Source organism: Mammaliicoccus sp. Dog046, from assembly GCF_034039665.1.
Lineage (GTDB): Bacteria > Bacillota > Bacilli > Staphylococcales > Staphylococcaceae > Mammaliicoccus.
In genome coordinates, this window is record NZ_CP120131.1 from 1,353,108 (window position 1) to 1,372,532 (window position 19,425).

Here is a 19,425-nt window from a genome sequence, read left to right on the forward strand (position 1 = left end):
GAATTTAATTCTCGGCCTCATTTTATATAATAAAAACACCTGTTTAAAATTCATTTGTTAATTGAACTTTAAACAGGCGTTTAATTTTATTGTATTGTTTTAATATTTACTCTGTGATTTTACCGTTTTTATACATGGATTTTGCTATATAACCAAATGGCACATTTGAAATTGTAGTAATTAATTTCAAGAAATAGGTTGTTATAAATATCTCAAATACAACGTTATTCGGTAGATTGCCATAGAATGCAATTAATACAAATATTGCAGTATCTACTATCGAACTTATTATTGTACTTCCATATGCACGTAAATAAAACGTCTTATCTGATGAAAATCTTTTTTTGATTAAACTAAACAATAATACATCTAAATGTTGACCAATAATATAAGCAATGATAGAACCTATTGCAATTCTTGGTACAATATTAAATATTGTCTCAAGTGCTTTTTGAGAGATATCTTCACTTGCTGGTATAAATGCAAGTGAGCATTGTAATAATATTACCATTACAATTACTGAAGAAAATCCTAACCATACTGCTTTCTTTGCTTGTTTTCTACCATAGATATCATTTAAGATATCTGTTGCTAAATAAATGGATGCAAACATTACATTTCCTAAAGTTGCACTTACTGAAAATAGTTCTACTGTTTTAATCACCTGTATATTTGCTATAATAGTTCCTATAGCAACCCAAACAAACAGGCCGGTTTTACCAAAGAATCGGAATAAAACTAACATTAATATAAATGTTACAAAAAATGTTCCAATTCCTACTAATTCGTTATACATAACTTTGTTCCTCCTAAATTTTGATACAGCGGGTGTTTAGAAACCGCAATAATCGAACTTTCCTATTATAAGGTTCAAAGTTGTAAAAATCAATAAGCTTTATCGTAAACATTTTATATATTGAATGTTATAATAACGGTCTACGTAAGGGAGTGACACTCATTTTAGTACATGAAGAAAAATTAGCGATTAAACAAATAGATCAATTAATGGAAACATATTGTAAAGGGTGTTTGTTAAAGACCCATTATCGTGAAACGAAGGGGAAACATCAAGCCCATCAATATTGTATATCCGAATGTTCAATTGGAATTCGCATTAAACAATTAGGTAATACATTGCAATAAGGAGGATATTATGGAAATTGTAAGAGTTGAACCAACACCAAGCCCTAATACTATGAAGATAGTATTATCATTTAAAAAGGAAGACCGATCATCAAAAACATATACTGAAACGAATGATCAAAACCCAGAATTCATAAATCGTATCTTACAACTTGATGGTATTAAATCTGTCTTTCATGTTATGGATTTTATTGCAGTAGATAAAAATCCAAAAGAAAATTGGGATACTTTATTGAAAGAAGTGACGTCAGCAATATCTGGTTCAACGGATAATAATGATTTAGATTTAAATCAAGTGAATGAACATTTTGGCGAAGTTAAAGCTGAAGTATTAGAATTTAAAGGGATACCGTATCAAATTAAGTTAACTTCTTCAGATGAAGAGAAAAGAAAACAACTTCCTGAAATTTATATTGATAGTATGCTTAAGGCTACAAAAGACGATGACAATGTTGTATTTTTAAGAAAATGGAAAGATTTAGGTATCCGTTACGGTGAACTTGATGAGGTACTAGAATCTGTACAAGAAGAAGTACTTGCATTGTATCCAGAATCACTATTAAATCAATTAGTTGATGATGCTTTAAATAACGATGTTGTTATTCCAGAAAAACAATTTATTCATGTTGATAAAGAGACTTTTGAACAAGAACAAGATTGGAAAGTTAGATTAAGAATGTTGAATGATTTTCCAACACCAACCGAAGCTGATTATCCGTTACTTGACTTAGCGCTTAATGATACAAAGCCTCAAGTCCGAAGAATGGCTATTGTACTCTTGGGTATGATAGAAACTAAAGAAACATTACCGTATTTATATAGAGGTATGAATGATAAAGTTGTATCTGTAAGACGAACGGCAGGTGACTGTTTGAGTGATTTAGGTTTCAGAGAAGCTTTACCTGTAATGATTGAAGCTTTAGAGGATCCTCACAAAATTGTTAGATGGCGAGCAGCTATGTTTATTTTTGATGAAGGTGACGACTCTGCACTAGAAGCATTACGAAATAGACAAGATGATCCAGCATTTGACGTTAAATTACAAGTTCAAATGGCTATTGAAAGAATTGAAAATGGTGAAGAAGCTTTAGGATCTGTATGGAAACAAATGGCGAATAGAAAAAGAGAGGAAAATTAATATGAATGCATACGAACAATATATGAAAGAATTAGCTCAACCAATGAGATCAGAATTAACTGACCAAGGTTTCGAAAGTTTAGAAACTCCTGAGGACGTTAAAAGTTATATGGAAAATGCACAACAAAACGAAACAACATTTATTGTAGTAAATTCAGTTTGTGGATGTGCTGCAGGACTAGCTCGACCAGCAGCTGTTACCGTTGCACAACAAAATGATAAAAAACCATCAAGAGTTGCAACTGTGTTCGCAGGACAAGACAAAGAAGCAACAGAAACGATGAGAGAATTTATTGCACAAGTTCCATCAAGTCCATCTATGGCTTTGTTTAAAGGTAACGAACTTAAATACTTTATGCCTCGTGAACATATTGAAGGAAGAGATATCCAAGAAATTTGTATGGATATTAAAGACGCATTTGATGAATATTGTGACTAATGTCAGACTGACAACTGCAGTAAAAGCTGATGCATCTCTCTACAAACAAGTAGAGGATGCATATTTTAAATTATCGGCGATTTCTGAAATAGGCCAAGCTACAATCATTAAAAGAAGAAAACATACCATTAAACAACTATTCCAGCAGAATACAACTCCTATAATTGTATTTGAGCGCACTGGTCCGAAACTTTATTATTCACCAGACCATCCGATTTACTTTCATTTAGATACTACGAAAGTAAAACTCAAAGCATTAGAACAAAATCAACTACCTATTTTAGTAGACATGGTTAATGATTTAAAAGGTAGGGGTACGAAATTCAGTTTCGTTGACGGTACAATGGGCTTTGGTAGAGATAGTTATTTAATCTTAAAAGCTTTCCCAAATGCAAAGGTTTACGCTGTAGAACAAAATCCACTTATTCATTTCGTTATTTCTATAGGAATGAAACAATTTTTAAATGAAGATATGAACAGTCGTATTCAATTCATTCATGCAGATTTTCAAGAGTGGATCAATAAACAGGATGAAATAGTAGATTTCTTATATCTAGATCCAATGTTTGAACAAACGCTAAATGATTCTGACCGAATGGGAGAATTATCACGAGTAACGCATTCCACAATTATTTCAGAAAACATTTCAAATTATAAAAAGCTTATCATTAAAGCACATTATAAAAGTGAACTGTTCAAAAAATTAAATGCGATTCGTTGTATAAGAAAGACATCTAAAACACATTATGGCATATCGATAAATAATCAAATACAGAAATAAAATCAAAAGCGACCAAAGTCGATACTGACTTTGGTCGCTTTTCCCCTTAATAAGGGTTATTCAGTGATACACATACTAATCATATAACTTAACAATAAGAATAAACCTATTACAGCGAATATTTCATTCATTGGAATAGCCTCCTTTAAATGTAGTACATAATTGAATTACTTTGATTGACTCTATTATACATAATTATGGAGGAACTTTCTATATTATATCAGTAGTAAATTCGTGCATTTTTAGTTAATATAGATATGAAAGATTTTAGAGATAAGAGGTGCATATATGAATAACTTTGATCATGCATATCACGATTTATGCAAAAAAGTTTTAGAACAAGGTGACAGTAAAGATGACAGAACGGGTACGGGTACAATTTCGATATTTGGTCACCAAATGAGATTCGATTTATCAGAAGGATTCCCTCTACTTACAACAAAGAAAGTTTCTTTCAAATTAATCGCTACTGAACTATTGTGGTTTATTAAAGGCGATACAAATATTAGATATCTATTACAATATAAAAATAATATCTGGAATGAATGGGCGTTTAAAAAATGGATTGAAAGTGAAGATTACGAAGGACCAGACATGACAGATTTTGGTCGACGTAGTTTAGTTGATGATGCTTTCAATGAACAATATAAAGAGCAGTTAGCTATCTTTAAATCAAATATACTCAATGATGATGAATTTATGTTGAAATATGGCGACCTTGGTAACGTTTATGGTAAACAATGGCGCGATTGGAAAGATCAACATGGCCAAAGCGTAGACCAACTACAAACATTAATTGAAAATATTAAACAAAATCCAAATTCTAGACGACATATCATTTCTGCTTGGAATCCAACAGAAATCGATTCAATGGCATTACCACCTTGTCACACGTTGTTCCAATTTTACGTTAAAGATGGTAAATTGAGTTGCCAATTATATCAACGTAGTGCAGATATTTTTCTTGGCGTGCCATTTAATATAGCAAGTTATAGCTTATTAACACATTTAATTGCTAAAGAGTGTAATCTAGAAGTAGGTGAATTTGTTCATACATTTGGAGATGCTCATATTTATAAAAATCATATCGATGCCATTCAAGAACAACTTTCTAGAGATTCTTATGAAGCACCGACCTTAGAAATCAATTCAGATAAATCACTATTTGATATAGATTATGAGGATTTAGAAATTAAAGATTACAAATCACATCCAAGTATTAAAGCACCTATTGCAGTATAAGAAGGAGAACGTAATATGAAATCAATTATTGTTTGTCACGACCAAAATAGGGTCATTGGATTAGATAACAAGATGCCTTGGCATCTTCCTAATGATCTTAAAAGAGTTAAAGCTTTAACAACGGGTAATACCATTGTTATGGGTAGAAAGACTTTCGAATCATTAGGTAGACCTTTGCCAAATAGAAGAAATGTTGTCTTAACTTCTAATAAAAATTTCCAACACCCTGGCGTTGATGTTATTCATAATTTAGAAGAAATAAACGAATTAGATGGCCATATTTTTATATTTGGTGGGCAAGGGCTTTACGAACAAATGATGGACAAAGTTGAAGATATGTATGTCACTGTAATTGAAGATAAGTTTCAAGGTGATGCATTCTTTCCACCATATACATTCGGCGAATGGGAAGTTATTTCTTCCGAAGCTGGAGAACTAGATGAAAAGAATACAATACCACACACATATATGCATTTAGAAAGGATAAAGTAACATGTTAAGAATGGCGAAAACTTTTGGATACATCATTGGTTATGCCGCATTGGTAACTTCACAACTCAATAAAGTGAAAAGTAAAAAATATCAAATTAATGATGTACGCAAACAAGATGAGATGATCCATTTATATGCTCAAAAATGGTCATCAAGAATATTAGAATCAGCAGGTGCAAATATCCATGTAACCGGAAATACTGAACCATTGGATGAACCTGTACTTTATATTGCAAATCATGAAGGTAATTTCGATATCCCAGTGTTAATTAAACATTTACCTCAACCATTTGGATTTATTTCTAAGAAAGAAGTAGAAAACATTCCATTTTTAAAGCCGTGGATGGAAGAAATGAATTGCATTTACTTAGATAGATCAAATAGACGAGCTAGTTTACAAATGATTAAAGATGGTATAAATAAATTAAAAGAACAACATTCATTACTCATTTTTCCAGAAGGAAGTAGGAGTAAAGGTGGCCCAATGCAAGAATTCAAGGCCGGTTCTTTTAAATTAGCTAAATCAGCTAAGGTTAAAATTATACCGATAGCTATATATGGTACTTCAAATATAATGGAGAAACAAAATTCTAAAAATATTGTACCTAGTGATGTTTATGTACACATTTTAGATCCAGTTACACCAGATATTTTTGAAGATCATACCATGCAAGAAGTGAGTCAGTATGTACAAGAGAAAATTAGTCATGCTGTTCATTCATTAAAGGAGAATGACTATGTCAAACATTAAAATCGTTGTAGATTCTACGACAGATTTATCGCAAGATTATCTTAAAGAAAATAACGTAACAGTTGTTCCATTAAATATTTTGATTGATGGTGTCACTTACGAAGACCAAACTGAAATTTCTTCAACAGAATTTTTAGATATGATGAAAGATGCCAAACAATTACCTAAAACAAGTCAACCAGCAATCGGGAAGATTGTTGAAGCATATGACGAGTTAGGTAAAGACGGTTCAGAAATTCTTAGTATACATATGACTTCTGAATTATCTGGAACGTTTAGTGCTGCACAACAAGCTGCTCAAATGACGCAGTCTAACGTTACAGTAGTTGATAGTAAATTTATTTCATTGGCTTATGGATTCCAAATTGAAGAAATTATAAAATTGGTGAACGAAGGTAAATCGATGACGGAAATTCTTGAACAAATTGAAATTATCAAGAAAAATTTACGTTTATTTGTTGTAATTGGAAATATTGATAACTTAATTAAAGGTGGCAGAATCGGTAAAGCTAAAGGTCTCCTTGGCTCGCTTATGCAAATTAAACCCATTGGTGAATTGATAAACGGAAAAATAGAAATGATGCATAATGCACGAACTCAAAATGCAATTATTAAATATTTAATAAAAGAACTTGATGTATTTTTAGAGAAAAAAGATTTGATAAAAATCGGTATTGCTGATGCAAATGCGGAGCAATTAATGAACAAATTGATGAATACGATTAAGGAAAAGAAAGATTTTCATCACTTTGATACAGCAGTAACAACACCTGTCGTTTCTACACATACGGGTGAAGGCGCAATCGGTGTCTTTTTCTATGGAAAATAAAAATTGGATGAATCATCGCGGTTGGTTTTACGCATTTATTTTTCTTATATTATTAATATTAATTGCGATGATTTATATAACGGTTTCTGTGTCGGACGATACGCCACCATTAAAGCATGAAAAAGAAATGGACAACAAAGATTTTACAATTGCATTTAATAATCATGAATTACAAACTTTAATGAATTCAACTTTAAAGGACTATGATATTAAAACACATATTAAAAACAAAACCGTATCATTTGATACAAAAACAAAAATTTTGGGTAAACAATTAGATGTAACTATTAATACCCATCCAAAAAAATATGATCGTTCAACAATCAAGTTTAATATAAAATCGATAGATATCGGAAAATTGAATATTTCAAACCCGTTTATCCTTTCTCAAATTAAAAATCATGGTGATATACCCCCATATATTCAAATCCACCCTAAAGATGAATCTTTCTATTTATCATTAGATGAATTAGATATTCAAAATGTTGATAATATTCAAATACAAACATTAGATTTATTGGCAAAAAAATGGTACTTTGATATTAAGCTAAAGTAATTCATCAAAGGAGGGACAACAATGGCATATGCAACACTAGCTGGAGGATGTTTTTGGTGTTTAGTTAAACCATTTAATGAATTTCCAGGTATTATTAAAGTTACGTCAGGTTACAGTGGTGGACATGTGGAAAATCCTTCTTATGAAGAGGTTTGTACAAATCAAACGGGACATTTAGAAGCTGTTCAAATCGAATATAATGAAGATGAAACATCTTTTGAATCTATTCTAGATATATATTTTAAAACATTTGATCCAACTGACAATAAAGGTCAATTCTTTGATCGTGGAGAGAGCTATGAACCTGCGATTTTCTACCATGATGAAGAACAGAAAGATATTGCGATTAAAAAGATTAAAGAATTGGATGCGAAACTTATTTTCGACAAACCAATTATCACACCAATTAAACCTTATAAGAATTTCTATCCAGCCGAAACATACCATCAAGATTATTACTTAAAAAACCCTTCTCATTACGAAGGATATCAGAATGGTTCTGGTAGAAAAGCTTTCATAGAAAAACATTGGGGGAATCAAAATGCTTAAAAAAAATAAAAATGAATTAAGCGAAATGGAATTTTTAGTTACACAACAAAATGGTACAGAACCTCCTTTTCAAAATGAATATTGGAATCATTTTGAAAAAGGTATCTACATTGATAAATTATCAGGTAAACCGTTGTTTACTTCTGAAGAAAAATTCGAATCTAATTGTGGATGGCCAAGCTTCTCAAAAGCATTAGATGACAATGAAATTATCGAACTTGTCGATAAAACACATGGTATGCTTAGAACTGAAGTTCGTTCTGAGGATGCAGATAGTCATTTAGGACATGTTTTTAATGATGGTCCTAAAGAAACAGGTGGATTAAGATATTGTATTAATTCAGCTGCAGTACAATTTATCCCATATGATAAATTAGAAGAGTTAGGTTATGGTACATTAATAAATCATTTTAACAAATAGAGGAGTAGATAGATATGTTCAAAAAATTATTCGGTGGTAACAAATCAAAAGATACAAATGTAGAAGTATTCGCACCAATTTCAGGTGAATATGTAGCAATTGAAGATATTCCAGATCCAGTATTTGCTCAAAAAATGATGGGTGAAGGATTCGGAATTAAACCATCTGAAGGCGTAGTTGTTGCACCATTCGATGGTGAAGTTGTAAACGTGTTTAAACCTTCAAATCACGCAGTTGGTATAAAAGCTGCTAATGGACTTGAAGTACTTGTACACGTTGGACTAGAGACTGTTCAACTTGGTGGAGAAGGTTTTGAAGCACTTGTAAATACTGGCGATGTTGTTAGTAAAGGTGATGAATTATTGAAATTTGATATCGAAACTATTGAAGCTAAAGTGAAATCAGTAATTAGTCCTGTTATTATTACAAATACTGATGATGCAGAAGATATAAAAATCGAAGCATTAGATCAACTTGTAAAAGGAACGACAAAATCAATTGAAGTGAAAATGAAATAAATGAAACAGTATTCTTTTTATCAATACGCTTTAACAAAACGAAATGAAAACAGTGAACTTGGTAAACTTGCGGATTTAATATTCCAAGACTTATCATTTCCGAAATTTTCAAATGACTATCATACACTTTCGGATTATTTAGAAACAGAAGCTATGTTTATTCAACCGATGAGTGTATTTGATGAACTATATGAATCTTATGAGGAATGGTTGAAGTTCTAAGTACTACACTTTGGTGTTTAACACACCAAAGTGTTTTTATTTGAAAGGATTTACTGGTAAAATAAATTATATTTGATGAGAAAGTAGTGAGTAAATGAATCCTTTTAAAAACATGAAGAAAAAACAAGTCACAATGCCACTTTATAAATTATTAATGCTCATTTTTGTAATTGTATTGTTAACATCTGTGGTTACGTTCGCTTCATATAAGTTTGGTCTATACTTTGGAAATGACCAACAGAAGAACCTAAATAAGATTGAAGCTGCCTATAAAGAAATAGACAATGATTATTATAAAGATGTGAATAAAGATAAATTAACTGAAGGTGCTATCAAAGGTATGGTACAGTCTTTAAAAGATCCTTATAGTGAATACATATCTTCAAAAGATACAACTACTTACAATGAAGAAATTTCAGGAGATTTTGTAGGCATTGGTGCGGAAATGGAAGCACATAAAGGTTATGTAAGAATTACTAGCCCTATGAAACAATCACCTGCAGAGAAAGCAGGCGTAAAACCTTTAGATGTTATCACACACGTCGATCATCAATCTATTAAAAATCAATCTTTCAACAAAATAGTAAGTAAAGTCAGAGGAAAAAAAGGTACAACTGTTACTTTGACAATCAAACGAGAAGGTAAAGAACCGTTCGATATTAAAATTAAACGTGACAAAATTCACGTCACAAGTGTCGATTATACGAAAAAGAATGACACTGGAATCATAGCCATTTCTAAGTTCCAAAATGAAACAACGAAAGAGTTGAAATCAGCATTAAAACAAGCACAAAAAGACAAAGTGAAACATGTTGTTTTAGATTTAAGAAATAATCCAGGTGGGTTATTAGACGAAGTTGTAACGAGTGTGAATCTATTTGTCGACAAAGGTAAACCTGTTATTTATTTAGAAACGAAAGGTGATAAACCTCAAGCTGTAGATACTGAAAATAACAAGTTATCAGGTATCAACGATATGAAATATTCAGTACTAGTAAATAAAGGGTCAGCGAGTGCTGCAGAAATTTTTGCTGGGGCACTTCAAGATTACAAAATTGCAGATGTATTAGGTACAACAACATTTGGTAAAGGTATTGGACAAGTTCATAAAGAATTTAATGATAACAGTCTACTAAAATATACGAATATGCGATGGTTAACACCTAATAAATCATATATACACAAAAAAGGGATTAAACCTGACAAAACGATTTCAGCACCTAAATATGAAGGTATTGAAATACTAGACCCTGAAAAAACATACCAAATCAATGATCAATCGAAAGAAGTATCTTCAATTAAGATTGGATTGAAGGCTTTAGGGTATAATATAAAAAATGAAAATGATGTTTTTGATGAAGATTTGAAACAAGCAGTGATGTCATTCCAATCTGACTATCATATTAATTCAAATGGTACTTTCTCCGGTAAAACAACTGAGAAATTCATCGAATTATTACGCAAAAAAATTCTAAAAGAAGATAAACAATTAGATCAAGCTATAAAATATATACATCAATAAAACGGAGGTTAATATCTTTGAGAAAAGCAACACGAAATGATATTCAAGATATCAATCAATTAACAGAAATGGCCAAATCAATTATGGCATCAGACCAAAATCCACAGTGGGATCACCGTTATCCTATTGAGAAAGATTTTTATAGTGATATAGATAATGGAGATTTATATTTATATGAAATAGACAATGAAGTTGTCGGCTATATTTGTATTAATCAGAGTCAAGCAGACTGGTATAAACAATTAAAATGGCCTATGTCTGTAGATCATGCTTATGTAATACATCGCATGTCAGCGAATCCTGAATATAAAGGGATTGCTCAAAAAATGATGCAATTCGCTATTGATTTAGCTACTGATGATAATGCTTCTATACTATTGACAGATACATTTTCATTAAACAATCGTGCACAGCAGCTTTTCACTAAATTTGATTTCGTGAAAGCAGGAGAATACGAAACCAATGAATTTCCGTTTGATAAAGGTGCACCGTTTTATGCATATTACAAATTGATAGACAACAAGGAGAAATAAAAATGAAAAAAATCGCATTTACTGGAGGCGGAACAATAGGTCATGTTGCAGTGAACTTAGCGCTTATACCAGAAGCTGAAAAAAGAAATATAGAAACCATTTATATTGGTTCAAAAAATGGCATAGAAAAAGAAATGATTACAAGTTCAGCAAAAAGTACAAGATATATTCCTATTTCAAGTGGGAAACTTCGCAGATATTTATCTTTTGAAAACTTAAAAGATATTTTTAAAGTATTGAAAGGTGTATTAGATGCACGAAAAGTATTAAAAAAAGAAAAGCCAGACTTAGTATTTTCTAAAGGTGGATTTGTAAGTGTACCTGTTATTATTGCAGCTAAATCATTAAAAATCCCAAGTATTGTACATGAATCTGATGTAACACCTGGTTTAGCTAATAAAATATCAATGAAATTTGCGAATAAAATGTATACCACTTTCGAAGAAACATTAAAATATGTACCTGCTGAAAAATCAGATTACATCGGTGCAATCATTAGAGAAGATTTAAGAGACGGTTCAAAAGAAGAAGGGTATAAACTCACAGGCTTTAACAGCGATTTACCTGTATTACTTATAATGGGTGGTAGTCTCGGTTCAAAAGTACTTAATGATACAATTCGTGAAAACCTAGATTATTTAACTAAAAAATATCAAATTATACATTTAACAGGTAAAGGACATTTAGATCCTTCAATAAAGAACAAAAATTATGTTCAATTTGAGTTTGTTTCAAACGAACTCATGCACTTCTATGCAATAACTGATAGCGTCATTAGTCGTGCTGGTGCAAACGCAATTTATGAATTCGCTACAATTAAATTGCCTATGCTATTAATACCTCTTGGATTAGATCAATCAAGAGGTGACCAAATTGATAACGCCAAAATATTTGAGAGAAATGGCTATGCCAAAGTTCTTCAAGAAGATGAGGTTAATCAGTCAAATCTTATTAGTGCAATAGACAAGTTAGAAAATGATCGTGAGAACATCATAGAAAATATGAATCATTTTAAAGAAAGTTATACGAAAGAAACACTATTCAATAAGATTGAAACAGATATCCAATAAAGGGGAAGTTTATATGAGCCAAGCAAATCGTACATTACTCATACTTATATTTAGTCTTATTTTTGGAGTGATCGCGTTTTTCCACGAATCTCGACTAGGTAAATGGATTGATAATGAAGTTTATAACTTTATATATTCAACTGAAAGTTTCATAACAACTTCAATCATGCTTGGCTTCACTAAAATTGGAGAAGTTTGGGCAATGATTGCCTTATCTTTAATGGTCATATGTTACATGAAATTAAAGAAATATAATATAGAAACTTTATTTTTCGCGATTACTATGATTTTATCTGGAGTTTTAAATCCTTTACTTAAAAATGTATTTGATAGAGAGCGACCAACTTTATTAAGATTAATCGATATTTCAGGATTTAGTTTCCCAAGTGGACACGCGATGGGTTCGACTGCATTTTTCGGCTCATTAATTTATATAATATTCAGAAATGCTGATAAATCGATTAATCCATATCTCATTGGAATTTGTGTTATTTGTATATCAATGATTTCTTCATCTCGTGTATACTTAGGCGTTCATTATCCTACAGATATCATTGCTGGTATTATCGGAGGCGTCATTTGCATACTCCTTACACAAAGTATGTTGAAAAATAAATTATTCTTATTTAAGAAGTCAACTTAATATAAACAAAAAATAGCCGAGTGATTTGGACAGAATCACTCGGCTACTTTATCTTTTATGGGCATAAAAGGGGGTTATAGAAAATGTTCAATCTTTGCTCAGAGGGGGAACTCTTTCAATTGATTGATAATCATTTTCAATTACTATTATAACTAATTGAGAATGAATGTCAATTAGTAAGGTAAAAAAATTACTATTTTAAATGATAAAATAGTGATGCTCATATATAATGAACTTATTCGTAATGAAAATAATATCAAATTAAAAATCACTTTTCTAATTGATAATCATTTTCAATTACTATTATACTAAACTGAGAATCATTGTCAATTAATAAAAAGAAGTTATTTAAAAATACATAGAGGTGTAAATATGAAAAAGATTCTAATTATAGAGGATGAACAAAACTTAGCACGATTTATAGAATTAGAACTCAAACATGAAGATTATGAAGTAGAAATTTGTAACGATGGCGAAAGCGGACTTAAACAAGCCTTACAAGAGGATTACAATTGTATACTACTAGATTTAATGCTGCCAAAAATGAATGGTCTAGAAGTTTGTAGACGTGTTAGAAGAGAAAAGTCTACACCCATTATAATGATTACCGCTAAAGGTGATACATATGACAAAGTTATCGGACTAGATTATGGTGCGGATGATTATATCGTAAAACCATTCGATATTGAAGAGTTACTTGCAAGAATTCGTGTCATTATTAGAAGAAATGTCACTACAGAAACGAAAAGCAATACGATACATGTTAATGACTTAACTATTGATAAAAATGCTTTTTCAGTTTCAATTCATGGCCAATCTGTTGATTTAACAAAAACAGAGTATGAGTTATTACTACTGCTAGCTGAAAATCAAAACTTTGTACTACAAAGGGAACAAATATTAAACCACGTTTGGGGTTATGAATCAGAAGTTGAAACAAATGTTGTTGATGTTTATATAAGATATTTAAGAAATAAATTAAAGCCGTTCAATAAAGAAAACATTATTGAAACTGTAAGAGGCGTAGGGTACGTGATTAGATCATGAAACATCAATCTTTAAAAACGAAATTGATGATGCTTACTACGACGATTACATTTATTATCTTTGCTTTATTTAGCATGTTTATTATTTATTTTATAAGCTTATATTTAAAGGACCAAGAAACAGATACTGCAACGAGAAGTACGTATGATACTGTAAATTTATTAAAAACGAAAACGTTAGGACAAATTACTTCAACGGATATAAATGCGGCGATTACCGATGCACAGAAACTCGTTTTATATGATAAATTCGGAAGACCTATATTTGAAGAAACGCATAATGACAATTTAGACTATACACCTAAATTTGAAAAAGTGAATCAATTAAAAATTTATGAAACTAAACATAATAATAAATCCTATATAGTCGTTTACGTACCTGTTAATACAAGTTACTTCACAGGATATGAGGCAATCATTCATCCTTTAGATAACTATGATTCAATCATTAAATTTATGATTGTATTAGCGTCGATATTTGGACTAACAGCTTTATTCATTATTGCTATTATAAGTTACATTTTTAGTTCACAAATAACAAAACCAATCACGATATTGTCTGACAAAATGAAACAAATTCGTCGAGATGGTTTCCAAGAAAAACTTGTAGTTCCTACAAATTATGAAGAAACATCTGATATGATTCATACCTTTAACAACATGATGGAACAACTTGAAGTTTCATTTGACCAGCAGAAACAGTTTGTAGAAGATGCATCACACGAATTACGAACGCCATTACAAATTATTCAAGGGCACTTGAATTTAATACAAAGATGGGGGAAAAATAACCCCGAAGTGCTTGAAGAGTCCTTAGATATTTCTATAGAAGAAATGACTCGAATTACTAAATTAGTAGAAGAATTATTACTGCTATCTAAAGATTCACGTTCAAACACCGGACAAGAACTTGATACCATTGATATCAATTATGAAATTCAATCTAGGATTAAGTCTTTACGTAAATTACATCCTGATTATTCATTCAACTTTCAATCCAACTTTAATGCGATCAGAATGAATATCAATCGATATCATTTTGAACAAATGCTTTTAATTTTTATAGACAATGCAATGAAATATGATACAAAAAATAAAAACATAGAAGTTCACACAAATTTAAAGAATAGAAACATCACAATTGATATCATTGACCACGGTCTAGGTATACCTAAAAAAGACTTAGAATTCATATTTGACCGATTCTATAGAGTGGATAAATCACGTTCTAGAAAAGAAGGTGGAAATGGATTAGGGTTATCGATTGCTAAAAAATTAATTAATTCTTATGATGGTATTGTAAAAGTTGATAGTGTTGTAAATGAATATACAAAAATATCTGTTGTGTTTAAAGAATCTTTTATCAACAAATAGTTACGTATATTGTCAAATTAGCCTTTATCTCACTACTGTTAAGTGCTAAAATGGAAATGTAAACGGTTTATAATTTTCTTGGAGGGTGGAACATGAAGAATGATAATCATGTCGAAGCACCTGTAAGATTTGGAACTAACTTAGGGTTAATGTTAGAAATGTATGATAATTACGTTAATGATCCCCAGTCAGTACCAGAAGACTTGCAAGTGTTATTCGATGAATTAAGTAGCAACAATACAGGTAATGGTCTACAATCAACGACTGGAGTGGACAACTCTAGTGTTAAACGCGTAATGCGTCTCATCGATAATATCAGACAGTATGGACATTTAACTGCAGATATTTATCCGGTATACCGTCCAGAAAGAAAAAACGTACCAAAATTAACACACCAAGACTTTGGACTATCTAAAGAAACACTGGAAAAACTTCCATCTGTGATTGTTTCAGACCATTTTGATGGTGAATTTAATAATGCATATGAAGCGATTGAATATATGACTTCATGTTATCAAGGGCCAATAGCCTTTGAATACACGCATATTAATAACAATGAAGAACGTGTATGGTTGAAGCGATATATTGAATCAACAAAAACAATTGAAATTACAAAAGAAGAAAAAATCGACTTACTGAAAAGTTTAGCCGAAGTTGAAGGCTTTGAAAAATACATTCATAAAAACTTTGTTGGCGCAAAACGCTTCTCAATTGAAGGTGTAGACACATTAGTACCAATGTTACAACGTGTCTTAAAACGTACAAACGCCGCAAATATTCCGAATATACAAATAGGTATGGCACATAGAGGTAGATTAAATGTCTTAACTCATGTGTTGGAAAAGCCATATGAAATGATGATTTCCGAGTTCATGCATAAAAATCCTATGATTTTCTTACCAAAAGATGGATCATTAGAGATAACTGCTGGTTGGACTGGAGATGTTAAATATCACCTTGGTGGTACTAAAACAACAAGTAAATATGGTAATGAACAATCAATTACATTAGCAAATAATCCAAGTCATCTTGAGATTGTTTCACCAGTCGTACTTGGTAAAGCAAGAGCTAATCAAGATACAACTGAAGATGCTGGTAGACCAACTCAAGATGTTAATAAGTCACTTGCTGTTTTAATACACGGTGATGCTGCGTTCCCAGGACAAGGCATTAACTTTGAATCTATGAATTTAAGTAATTTAGATGGTTATACAACAGGTGGTTCATTGCACATCATTACAAATAACCGAATTGGATTCACAACTGAAGCTGCTGATGGTCGTTCAACTACTTACTCTACAGATGTAGCAAAAGGATACGACCTTCCAATTATCCATGTAAATGCTGATGATGTTGAAGCTACAGTAAAAGCGATAGAAATGGCTATGGACTTTAGAGAAAAATTCAATAAAGACTTTGTCATTGATTTAGTTGGTTATAGAAGATATGGTCACAATGAAATGGATGAACCTTCTATTACAAATCCAATGATGTATAAATCAATTAAAGAACATCCATCTATTGAATTATTATATGGTCAAAAATTAGTAGACCAAGGTATCATTACTAAAGAAGAAATGAACCAAATTTTCGATGATGTTACTAAACGCTTAAGAGATGCACATGATAAGATTGATAAAAACGCTGAGATGGATAACCCAGAAATGGCGCTACCAGAGAAAATTAGCGAAGGTCAAGATTATGAATTGCAAAATCTAACATATGATCAATTAAAAGCGATAAATGATGCAATGTTTGATTATCCAGAAGATTTCACAGTCTTTAAGAAGTTAAACAAAGTACTTGATCGCCGTCGTGAACCATTTGAAAAAGATGGTCTAGTTGACTGGGCACATGCTGAACAATTAGCATTTGCATCTATACTTCAAAATGGCACTCCGATTCGATTAACTGGTCAAGATTCAGAACGTGGTACATTCGCACATAGACACGCTGTTCTTCATGATGAAAATGATGGTAAATTATTTATTCCATTACATCATGTACCAAATGGCAAAGCTTCATTTGATATTCATAATTCACCATTATCTGAAGCTGCTGTTGTTGGATTTGAATACGGGTATAATGTAGATCATCCACAATCATTTAATATTTGGGAAGCACAATATGGTGACTTCGCAAACATGGCTCAAATGATATTTGATAACTTTATGGCAAATAGTAATGCGAAGTGGGGCGAAAAGAGCGGACTAGCTTTATTCTTACCACATAGTAATGAAGGTCAAGGACCAGAACATTCATCTGCTAGATTAGAAAGATTTTTACAATTAGCTGGTGAAAATAATATGACTATTGCTAATTTAACAAGTTCTTCAAATTATTATCATTTATTAAGAAGACATGCGAAATATTTAAATACAGATAAAATGAGACCATTAGTATTAATGTCTCCAAAAAGCTTATTAAGAAATAAAATTGTTTCTAAACCAATCGAAGAATTTACAACCGGAAAATTCGAACCAATTTTAGTTGAACCATATAAAAAGACTAAAGTTAAAAAAGTAATTATCTCATCAGGTAAGATGTTTATTGACTTAAAAACTGAACTACAAAAAAATCCTAACGATGAACTTTGTTTAATTGCTTTAGAACAACTTTATCCATTCCCACATGAAGAGATAAAGCAAGTTCTATCAGAATTTAGAAACCTTGAAACTGTTCGCTGGGTACAAGAAGAAGCGAAGAATCAAGGTGCATGGACATTTGTTAGCTTAAAATTACAAGAAATTCTAAATAATAGAAATGTAGAACTTGAATATCACGGTCGTAAAGTACGTTCTTCAACTGCTGAAGGTGACGGTGAAATTTACAAACTACTACAAAGCAAAGTAATCGAAGAAGCTTTAAAACATAATTAGGGGGAAATGAATCATGTCAGAGGTAAAAGTACCAGAATTAGCAGAATCTATAACAGAAGGAACAATTTCAGAGTGGTTAAAATCAGTAGGTGACCAAGTTGAAAAAGGCGAAAACATCGTAGAACTTGAAACGGACAAAGTAAATGTTGAAGTCATTTCAGAAGTAGCTGGTGTTCTATCAGAAATTAAAGCTGAAGAAGGCGATACAGTAGAAGTAGGATCTGTTATCGCAGTTGTTTCGGATGGCGAAGCACAACCAGCATCTAATGAAAAACCAGAAAGTGAAAAACAAGTTGAAGCACCTAAAGAAGATGCCGCAAAACCTGAACAGGCAGAAACAAAAGAAGCTTCAGTTGAAACTTCAACATCTAATGAAAGAATTCAAGCTACCCCTTCTGCACGTAAATTAGCACGTGAAAAAGGTATTGATTTAGCAAAAGTAAAAACACAAGCTGGAGACGTTGTTCGTCCTGAAGATGTTGAACGTGCTTCACAACCTGCTCAACCAGCTAAATCAGCTGAACAAAGTAAACCGGCACAAACTAAATCAAATGACAATCCTTCTAAACCAGTTGTTCGTGAGAAGTTATCACGTAGACGTCAAACGATTGCTAAAAAATTACTAGAAGTTTCTAATAATACAGCAATGTTAACAACATTTAATGAAGTAGATATGACAAACGTAATGGAATTACGTAAACGTAAAAAAGACAAATTCCAAGAAGACCATAATGGTACACGTTTAGGATTCATGTCATTCTTCACTAAAGCTGCTGTTGCTGCATTGAAAAAATATCCTGACGTAAATGCTGAGATTGATGGTACTGACTTAATCTTGAAACAATTCTATGATATCGGTATCGCAGTTTCTACTGACGAAGGCTTAGTTGTACCAATCGTTAAAGATTGTGACAAAAAGAACTTTGCAGATATTGAACAAAGCATTGTAGACTTAGCTGTTAAAGCTAAGGATAAAAAATTAGGATTAGACGATATGATGGGCGGATCATTTACAATTACTAATGGTGGTGTATTTGGTTCATTAATGTCAACACCAATCATTAATGGTACACAAGCTGCTATTCTAGGCATGCATTCAATCGTTACTCGTCCAATTGCAATCGATAAAGATCGTATGGAAAATAGACCAATGATGTATATCGCATTAAGTTATGACCATAGAATTATCGATGGTAAACAAGCAGTTGGATTCTTAAAAACAATCAAAGATTTAATTGAGAACCCTGAAGATTTATTATTAGAAAGTTAATATTATA

Annotated in this window: 22 protein-coding genes; 21 read left to right on the plus strand and 1 reads right to left on the minus strand. The window is 31.6% G+C overall.

Features of this window, described 5'->3' with window-relative positions; translation table 11 throughout:
* Window positions 1–106 precede the first annotated feature (106 nt).
* Window positions 107–796, minus strand: a complete 690-nt coding sequence (locus P3U32_RS06835; protein ID WP_323702358.1) for a queuosine precursor transporter — start codon at window positions 794–796, stop codon at window positions 107–109.
* 152 nt (window positions 797–948) lie between these two features.
* Here P3U32_RS06835 and P3U32_RS06840 point away from each other — a divergent pair, with 152 nt between their 5' ends.
* The 21 genes from P3U32_RS06840 to odhB all read left to right on the plus strand — a co-directional run bounded on the left by P3U32_RS06840 (window position 949) and on the right by odhB (window position 19,418).
* Window positions 949–1,143 carry a zinc-finger domain-containing protein gene (locus tag P3U32_RS06840; RefSeq protein ID WP_323702359.1) on the plus strand — a complete coding sequence of 65 codons (195 nt, stop codon included), beginning with the start codon at window positions 949–951 and terminating at the stop codon, window positions 1,141–1,143.
* Window positions 1,144–1,153: 10 nt separating this feature from the next.
* On the plus strand, window positions 1,154–2,281 hold the full coding sequence (locus P3U32_RS06845) for a conserved virulence factor C family protein (protein ID WP_323702360.1): 1,128 nt from the start codon (window positions 1,154–1,156) through the stop codon (window positions 2,279–2,281).
* 1 nt (window position 2,282) lies between these two features.
* Window positions 2,283–2,720 carry a BrxA/BrxB family bacilliredoxin gene (locus P3U32_RS06850; protein WP_323702361.1) on the plus strand — a complete coding sequence of 146 codons (438 nt, stop codon included), beginning with the start codon at window positions 2,283–2,285 and terminating at the stop codon, window positions 2,718–2,720.
* A complete protein-coding gene (locus P3U32_RS06855) occupies window positions 2,704–3,501 on the plus strand; it encodes a class I SAM-dependent methyltransferase (protein WP_323702362.1) in 798 nt (265 codons plus the stop codon). Before P3U32_RS06850 ends, P3U32_RS06855 begins: the two co-directional genes overlap by 17 nt.
* 288 nt (window positions 3,502–3,789) lie before the next feature.
* Window positions 3,790–4,743: a thymidylate synthase gene (locus P3U32_RS06860; protein WP_323702363.1), complete on the plus strand. Its 954-nt coding sequence runs from the start codon at window positions 3,790–3,792 to the stop codon at window positions 4,741–4,743.
* A 15-nt stretch (window positions 4,744–4,758) separates the two neighbouring features.
* Window positions 4,759–5,235, plus strand: coding sequence for a dihydrofolate reductase (locus P3U32_RS06865; protein WP_323702364.1), 477 nt, complete (start codon window positions 4,759–4,761; stop codon window positions 5,233–5,235).
* A gap of 1 nt (window position 5,236) precedes the next feature.
* Window positions 5,237–5,986, plus strand: coding sequence for a lysophospholipid acyltransferase family protein (locus P3U32_RS06870; RefSeq protein ID WP_323702365.1), 750 nt, complete (start codon window positions 5,237–5,239; stop codon window positions 5,984–5,986).
* On the plus strand, window positions 5,973–6,815 hold the full coding sequence (locus tag P3U32_RS06875; protein WP_323702366.1) for a DegV family protein: 843 nt from the start codon (window positions 5,973–5,975) through the stop codon (window positions 6,813–6,815). Before P3U32_RS06870 ends, P3U32_RS06875 begins: the two co-directional genes overlap by 14 nt.
* Complete coding sequence (locus P3U32_RS06880; protein WP_323702367.1) at window positions 6,805–7,371, plus strand: DUF2140 family protein; 567 nt, start codon at window positions 6,805–6,807, stop codon at window positions 7,369–7,371. Before P3U32_RS06875 ends, P3U32_RS06880 begins: the two co-directional genes overlap by 11 nt.
* Window positions 7,372–7,392: 21 nt before the next feature.
* Complete coding sequence (gene msrA, locus P3U32_RS06885) at window positions 7,393–7,920, plus strand: peptide-methionine (S)-S-oxide reductase MsrA (protein WP_323702368.1); 528 nt, start codon at window positions 7,393–7,395, stop codon at window positions 7,918–7,920.
* Window positions 7,913–8,341 (plus strand): peptide-methionine (R)-S-oxide reductase MsrB, encoded by a 429-nt coding sequence (msrB, locus tag P3U32_RS06890; RefSeq protein WP_323702369.1) that lies wholly within the window; start codon window positions 7,913–7,915, stop codon window positions 8,339–8,341. The genes msrA and msrB overlap by 8 nt, the downstream gene beginning before the upstream one ends.
* 14 nt (window positions 8,342–8,355) lie before the next feature.
* A complete protein-coding gene (locus P3U32_RS06895; protein WP_323702370.1) occupies window positions 8,356–8,859 on the plus strand; it encodes a PTS sugar transporter subunit IIA in 504 nt (167 codons plus the stop codon).
* Complete coding sequence (locus tag P3U32_RS06900; RefSeq protein WP_323702371.1) at window positions 8,860–9,081, plus strand: YozE family protein; 222 nt, start codon at window positions 8,860–8,862, stop codon at window positions 9,079–9,081.
* Window positions 9,082–9,175: 94 nt separating this feature from the next.
* Window positions 9,176–10,603, plus strand: a complete 1,428-nt coding sequence (locus P3U32_RS06905; protein ID WP_323702372.1) for a S41 family peptidase — start codon at window positions 9,176–9,178, stop codon at window positions 10,601–10,603.
* Window positions 10,604–10,620: 17 nt separating this feature from the next.
* On the plus strand, window positions 10,621–11,136 hold the full coding sequence (locus P3U32_RS06910) for a GNAT family N-acetyltransferase (RefSeq protein ID WP_323702373.1): 516 nt from the start codon (window positions 10,621–10,623) through the stop codon (window positions 11,134–11,136).
* A gap of 2 nt (window positions 11,137–11,138) precedes the next feature.
* Window positions 11,139–12,206 carry an undecaprenyldiphospho-muramoylpentapeptide beta-N-acetylglucosaminyltransferase gene (locus P3U32_RS06915; protein ID WP_323702374.1) on the plus strand — a complete coding sequence of 356 codons (1,068 nt, stop codon included), beginning with the start codon at window positions 11,139–11,141 and terminating at the stop codon, window positions 12,204–12,206.
* Between the two features lie 13 nt (window positions 12,207–12,219).
* On the plus strand, window positions 12,220–12,849 hold the full coding sequence (locus tag P3U32_RS06920; RefSeq protein ID WP_323702375.1) for a phosphatase PAP2 family protein: 630 nt from the start codon (window positions 12,220–12,222) through the stop codon (window positions 12,847–12,849).
* Window positions 12,850–13,221: 372 nt separating this feature from the next.
* Complete coding sequence (locus P3U32_RS06925) at window positions 13,222–13,896, plus strand: response regulator transcription factor (RefSeq protein WP_323702376.1); 675 nt, start codon at window positions 13,222–13,224, stop codon at window positions 13,894–13,896.
* Window positions 13,893–15,269 carry a HAMP domain-containing sensor histidine kinase gene (locus P3U32_RS06930; protein WP_323702377.1) on the plus strand — a complete coding sequence of 459 codons (1,377 nt, stop codon included), beginning with the start codon at window positions 13,893–13,895 and terminating at the stop codon, window positions 15,267–15,269. Before P3U32_RS06925 ends, P3U32_RS06930 begins: the two co-directional genes overlap by 4 nt.
* Window positions 15,270–15,361: 92 nt before the next feature.
* The gene (locus P3U32_RS06935) at window positions 15,362–18,148 is read left to right on the plus strand and encodes a 2-oxoglutarate dehydrogenase E1 component (protein WP_323702378.1); all 2,787 of its coding nucleotides are present in this window, start codon (window positions 15,362–15,364) and stop codon (window positions 18,146–18,148) included.
* Between the two features lie 13 nt (window positions 18,149–18,161).
* Complete coding sequence (gene odhB, locus P3U32_RS06940; protein WP_323702379.1) at window positions 18,162–19,418, plus strand: 2-oxoglutarate dehydrogenase complex dihydrolipoyllysine-residue succinyltransferase; 1,257 nt, start codon at window positions 18,162–18,164, stop codon at window positions 19,416–19,418.
* Window positions 19,419–19,425 lie beyond the last annotated feature (7 nt).

Excerpts from the sequence above, each read along its gene's own strand:
- P3U32_RS06835 (WP_323702358.1), bottom strand. The coding sequence starts at position 796 with ATGTATAACGAATTAGTAGGAATTGGAACATTTTTTGTAACATTTATA.
- P3U32_RS06845 (WP_323702360.1), top strand. The coding sequence starts at position 1,154 with ATGGAAATTGTAAGAGTTGAACCAACACCAAGCCCTAATACTATGAAG.
- P3U32_RS06850 (WP_323702361.1), top strand. The coding sequence starts at position 2,283 with ATGAATGCATACGAACAATATATGAAAGAATTAGCTCAACCAATGAGA.
- P3U32_RS06855 (WP_323702362.1), top strand. The coding sequence starts at position 2,704 with ATGAATATTGTGACTAATGTCAGACTGACAACTGCAGTAAAAGCTGAT.
- P3U32_RS06860 (WP_323702363.1), top strand. The coding sequence starts at position 3,790 with ATGAATAACTTTGATCATGCATATCACGATTTATGCAAAAAAGTTTTA.
- P3U32_RS06865 (WP_323702364.1), top strand. The coding sequence starts at position 4,759 with ATGAAATCAATTATTGTTTGTCACGACCAAAATAGGGTCATTGGATTA.
- P3U32_RS06870 (WP_323702365.1), top strand. The coding sequence starts at position 5,237 with ATGTTAAGAATGGCGAAAACTTTTGGATACATCATTGGTTATGCCGCA.
- P3U32_RS06875 (WP_323702366.1), top strand. The coding sequence starts at position 5,973 with ATGTCAAACATTAAAATCGTTGTAGATTCTACGACAGATTTATCGCAA.
- P3U32_RS06880 (WP_323702367.1), top strand. The coding sequence starts at position 6,805 with ATGGAAAATAAAAATTGGATGAATCATCGCGGTTGGTTTTACGCATTT.
- msrA (WP_323702368.1), top strand. The coding sequence starts at position 7,393 with ATGGCATATGCAACACTAGCTGGAGGATGTTTTTGGTGTTTAGTTAAA.
- msrB (WP_323702369.1), top strand. The coding sequence starts at position 7,913 with ATGCTTAAAAAAAATAAAAATGAATTAAGCGAAATGGAATTTTTAGTT.
- P3U32_RS06895 (WP_323702370.1), top strand. The coding sequence starts at position 8,356 with ATGTTCAAAAAATTATTCGGTGGTAACAAATCAAAAGATACAAATGTA.
- P3U32_RS06900 (WP_323702371.1), top strand. The coding sequence starts at position 8,860 with ATGAAACAGTATTCTTTTTATCAATACGCTTTAACAAAACGAAATGAA.
- P3U32_RS06905 (WP_323702372.1), top strand. The coding sequence starts at position 9,176 with ATGAATCCTTTTAAAAACATGAAGAAAAAACAAGTCACAATGCCACTT.
- P3U32_RS06915 (WP_323702374.1), top strand. The coding sequence starts at position 11,139 with ATGAAAAAAATCGCATTTACTGGAGGCGGAACAATAGGTCATGTTGCA.
- P3U32_RS06920 (WP_323702375.1), top strand. The coding sequence starts at position 12,220 with ATGAGCCAAGCAAATCGTACATTACTCATACTTATATTTAGTCTTATT.
- P3U32_RS06925 (WP_323702376.1), top strand. The coding sequence starts at position 13,222 with ATGAAAAAGATTCTAATTATAGAGGATGAACAAAACTTAGCACGATTT.
- P3U32_RS06930 (WP_323702377.1), top strand. The coding sequence starts at position 13,893 with ATGAAACATCAATCTTTAAAAACGAAATTGATGATGCTTACTACGACG.
- P3U32_RS06935 (WP_323702378.1), top strand. The coding sequence starts at position 15,362 with ATGAAGAATGATAATCATGTCGAAGCACCTGTAAGATTTGGAACTAAC.
- odhB (WP_323702379.1), top strand. The coding sequence starts at position 18,162 with ATGTCAGAGGTAAAAGTACCAGAATTAGCAGAATCTATAACAGAAGGA.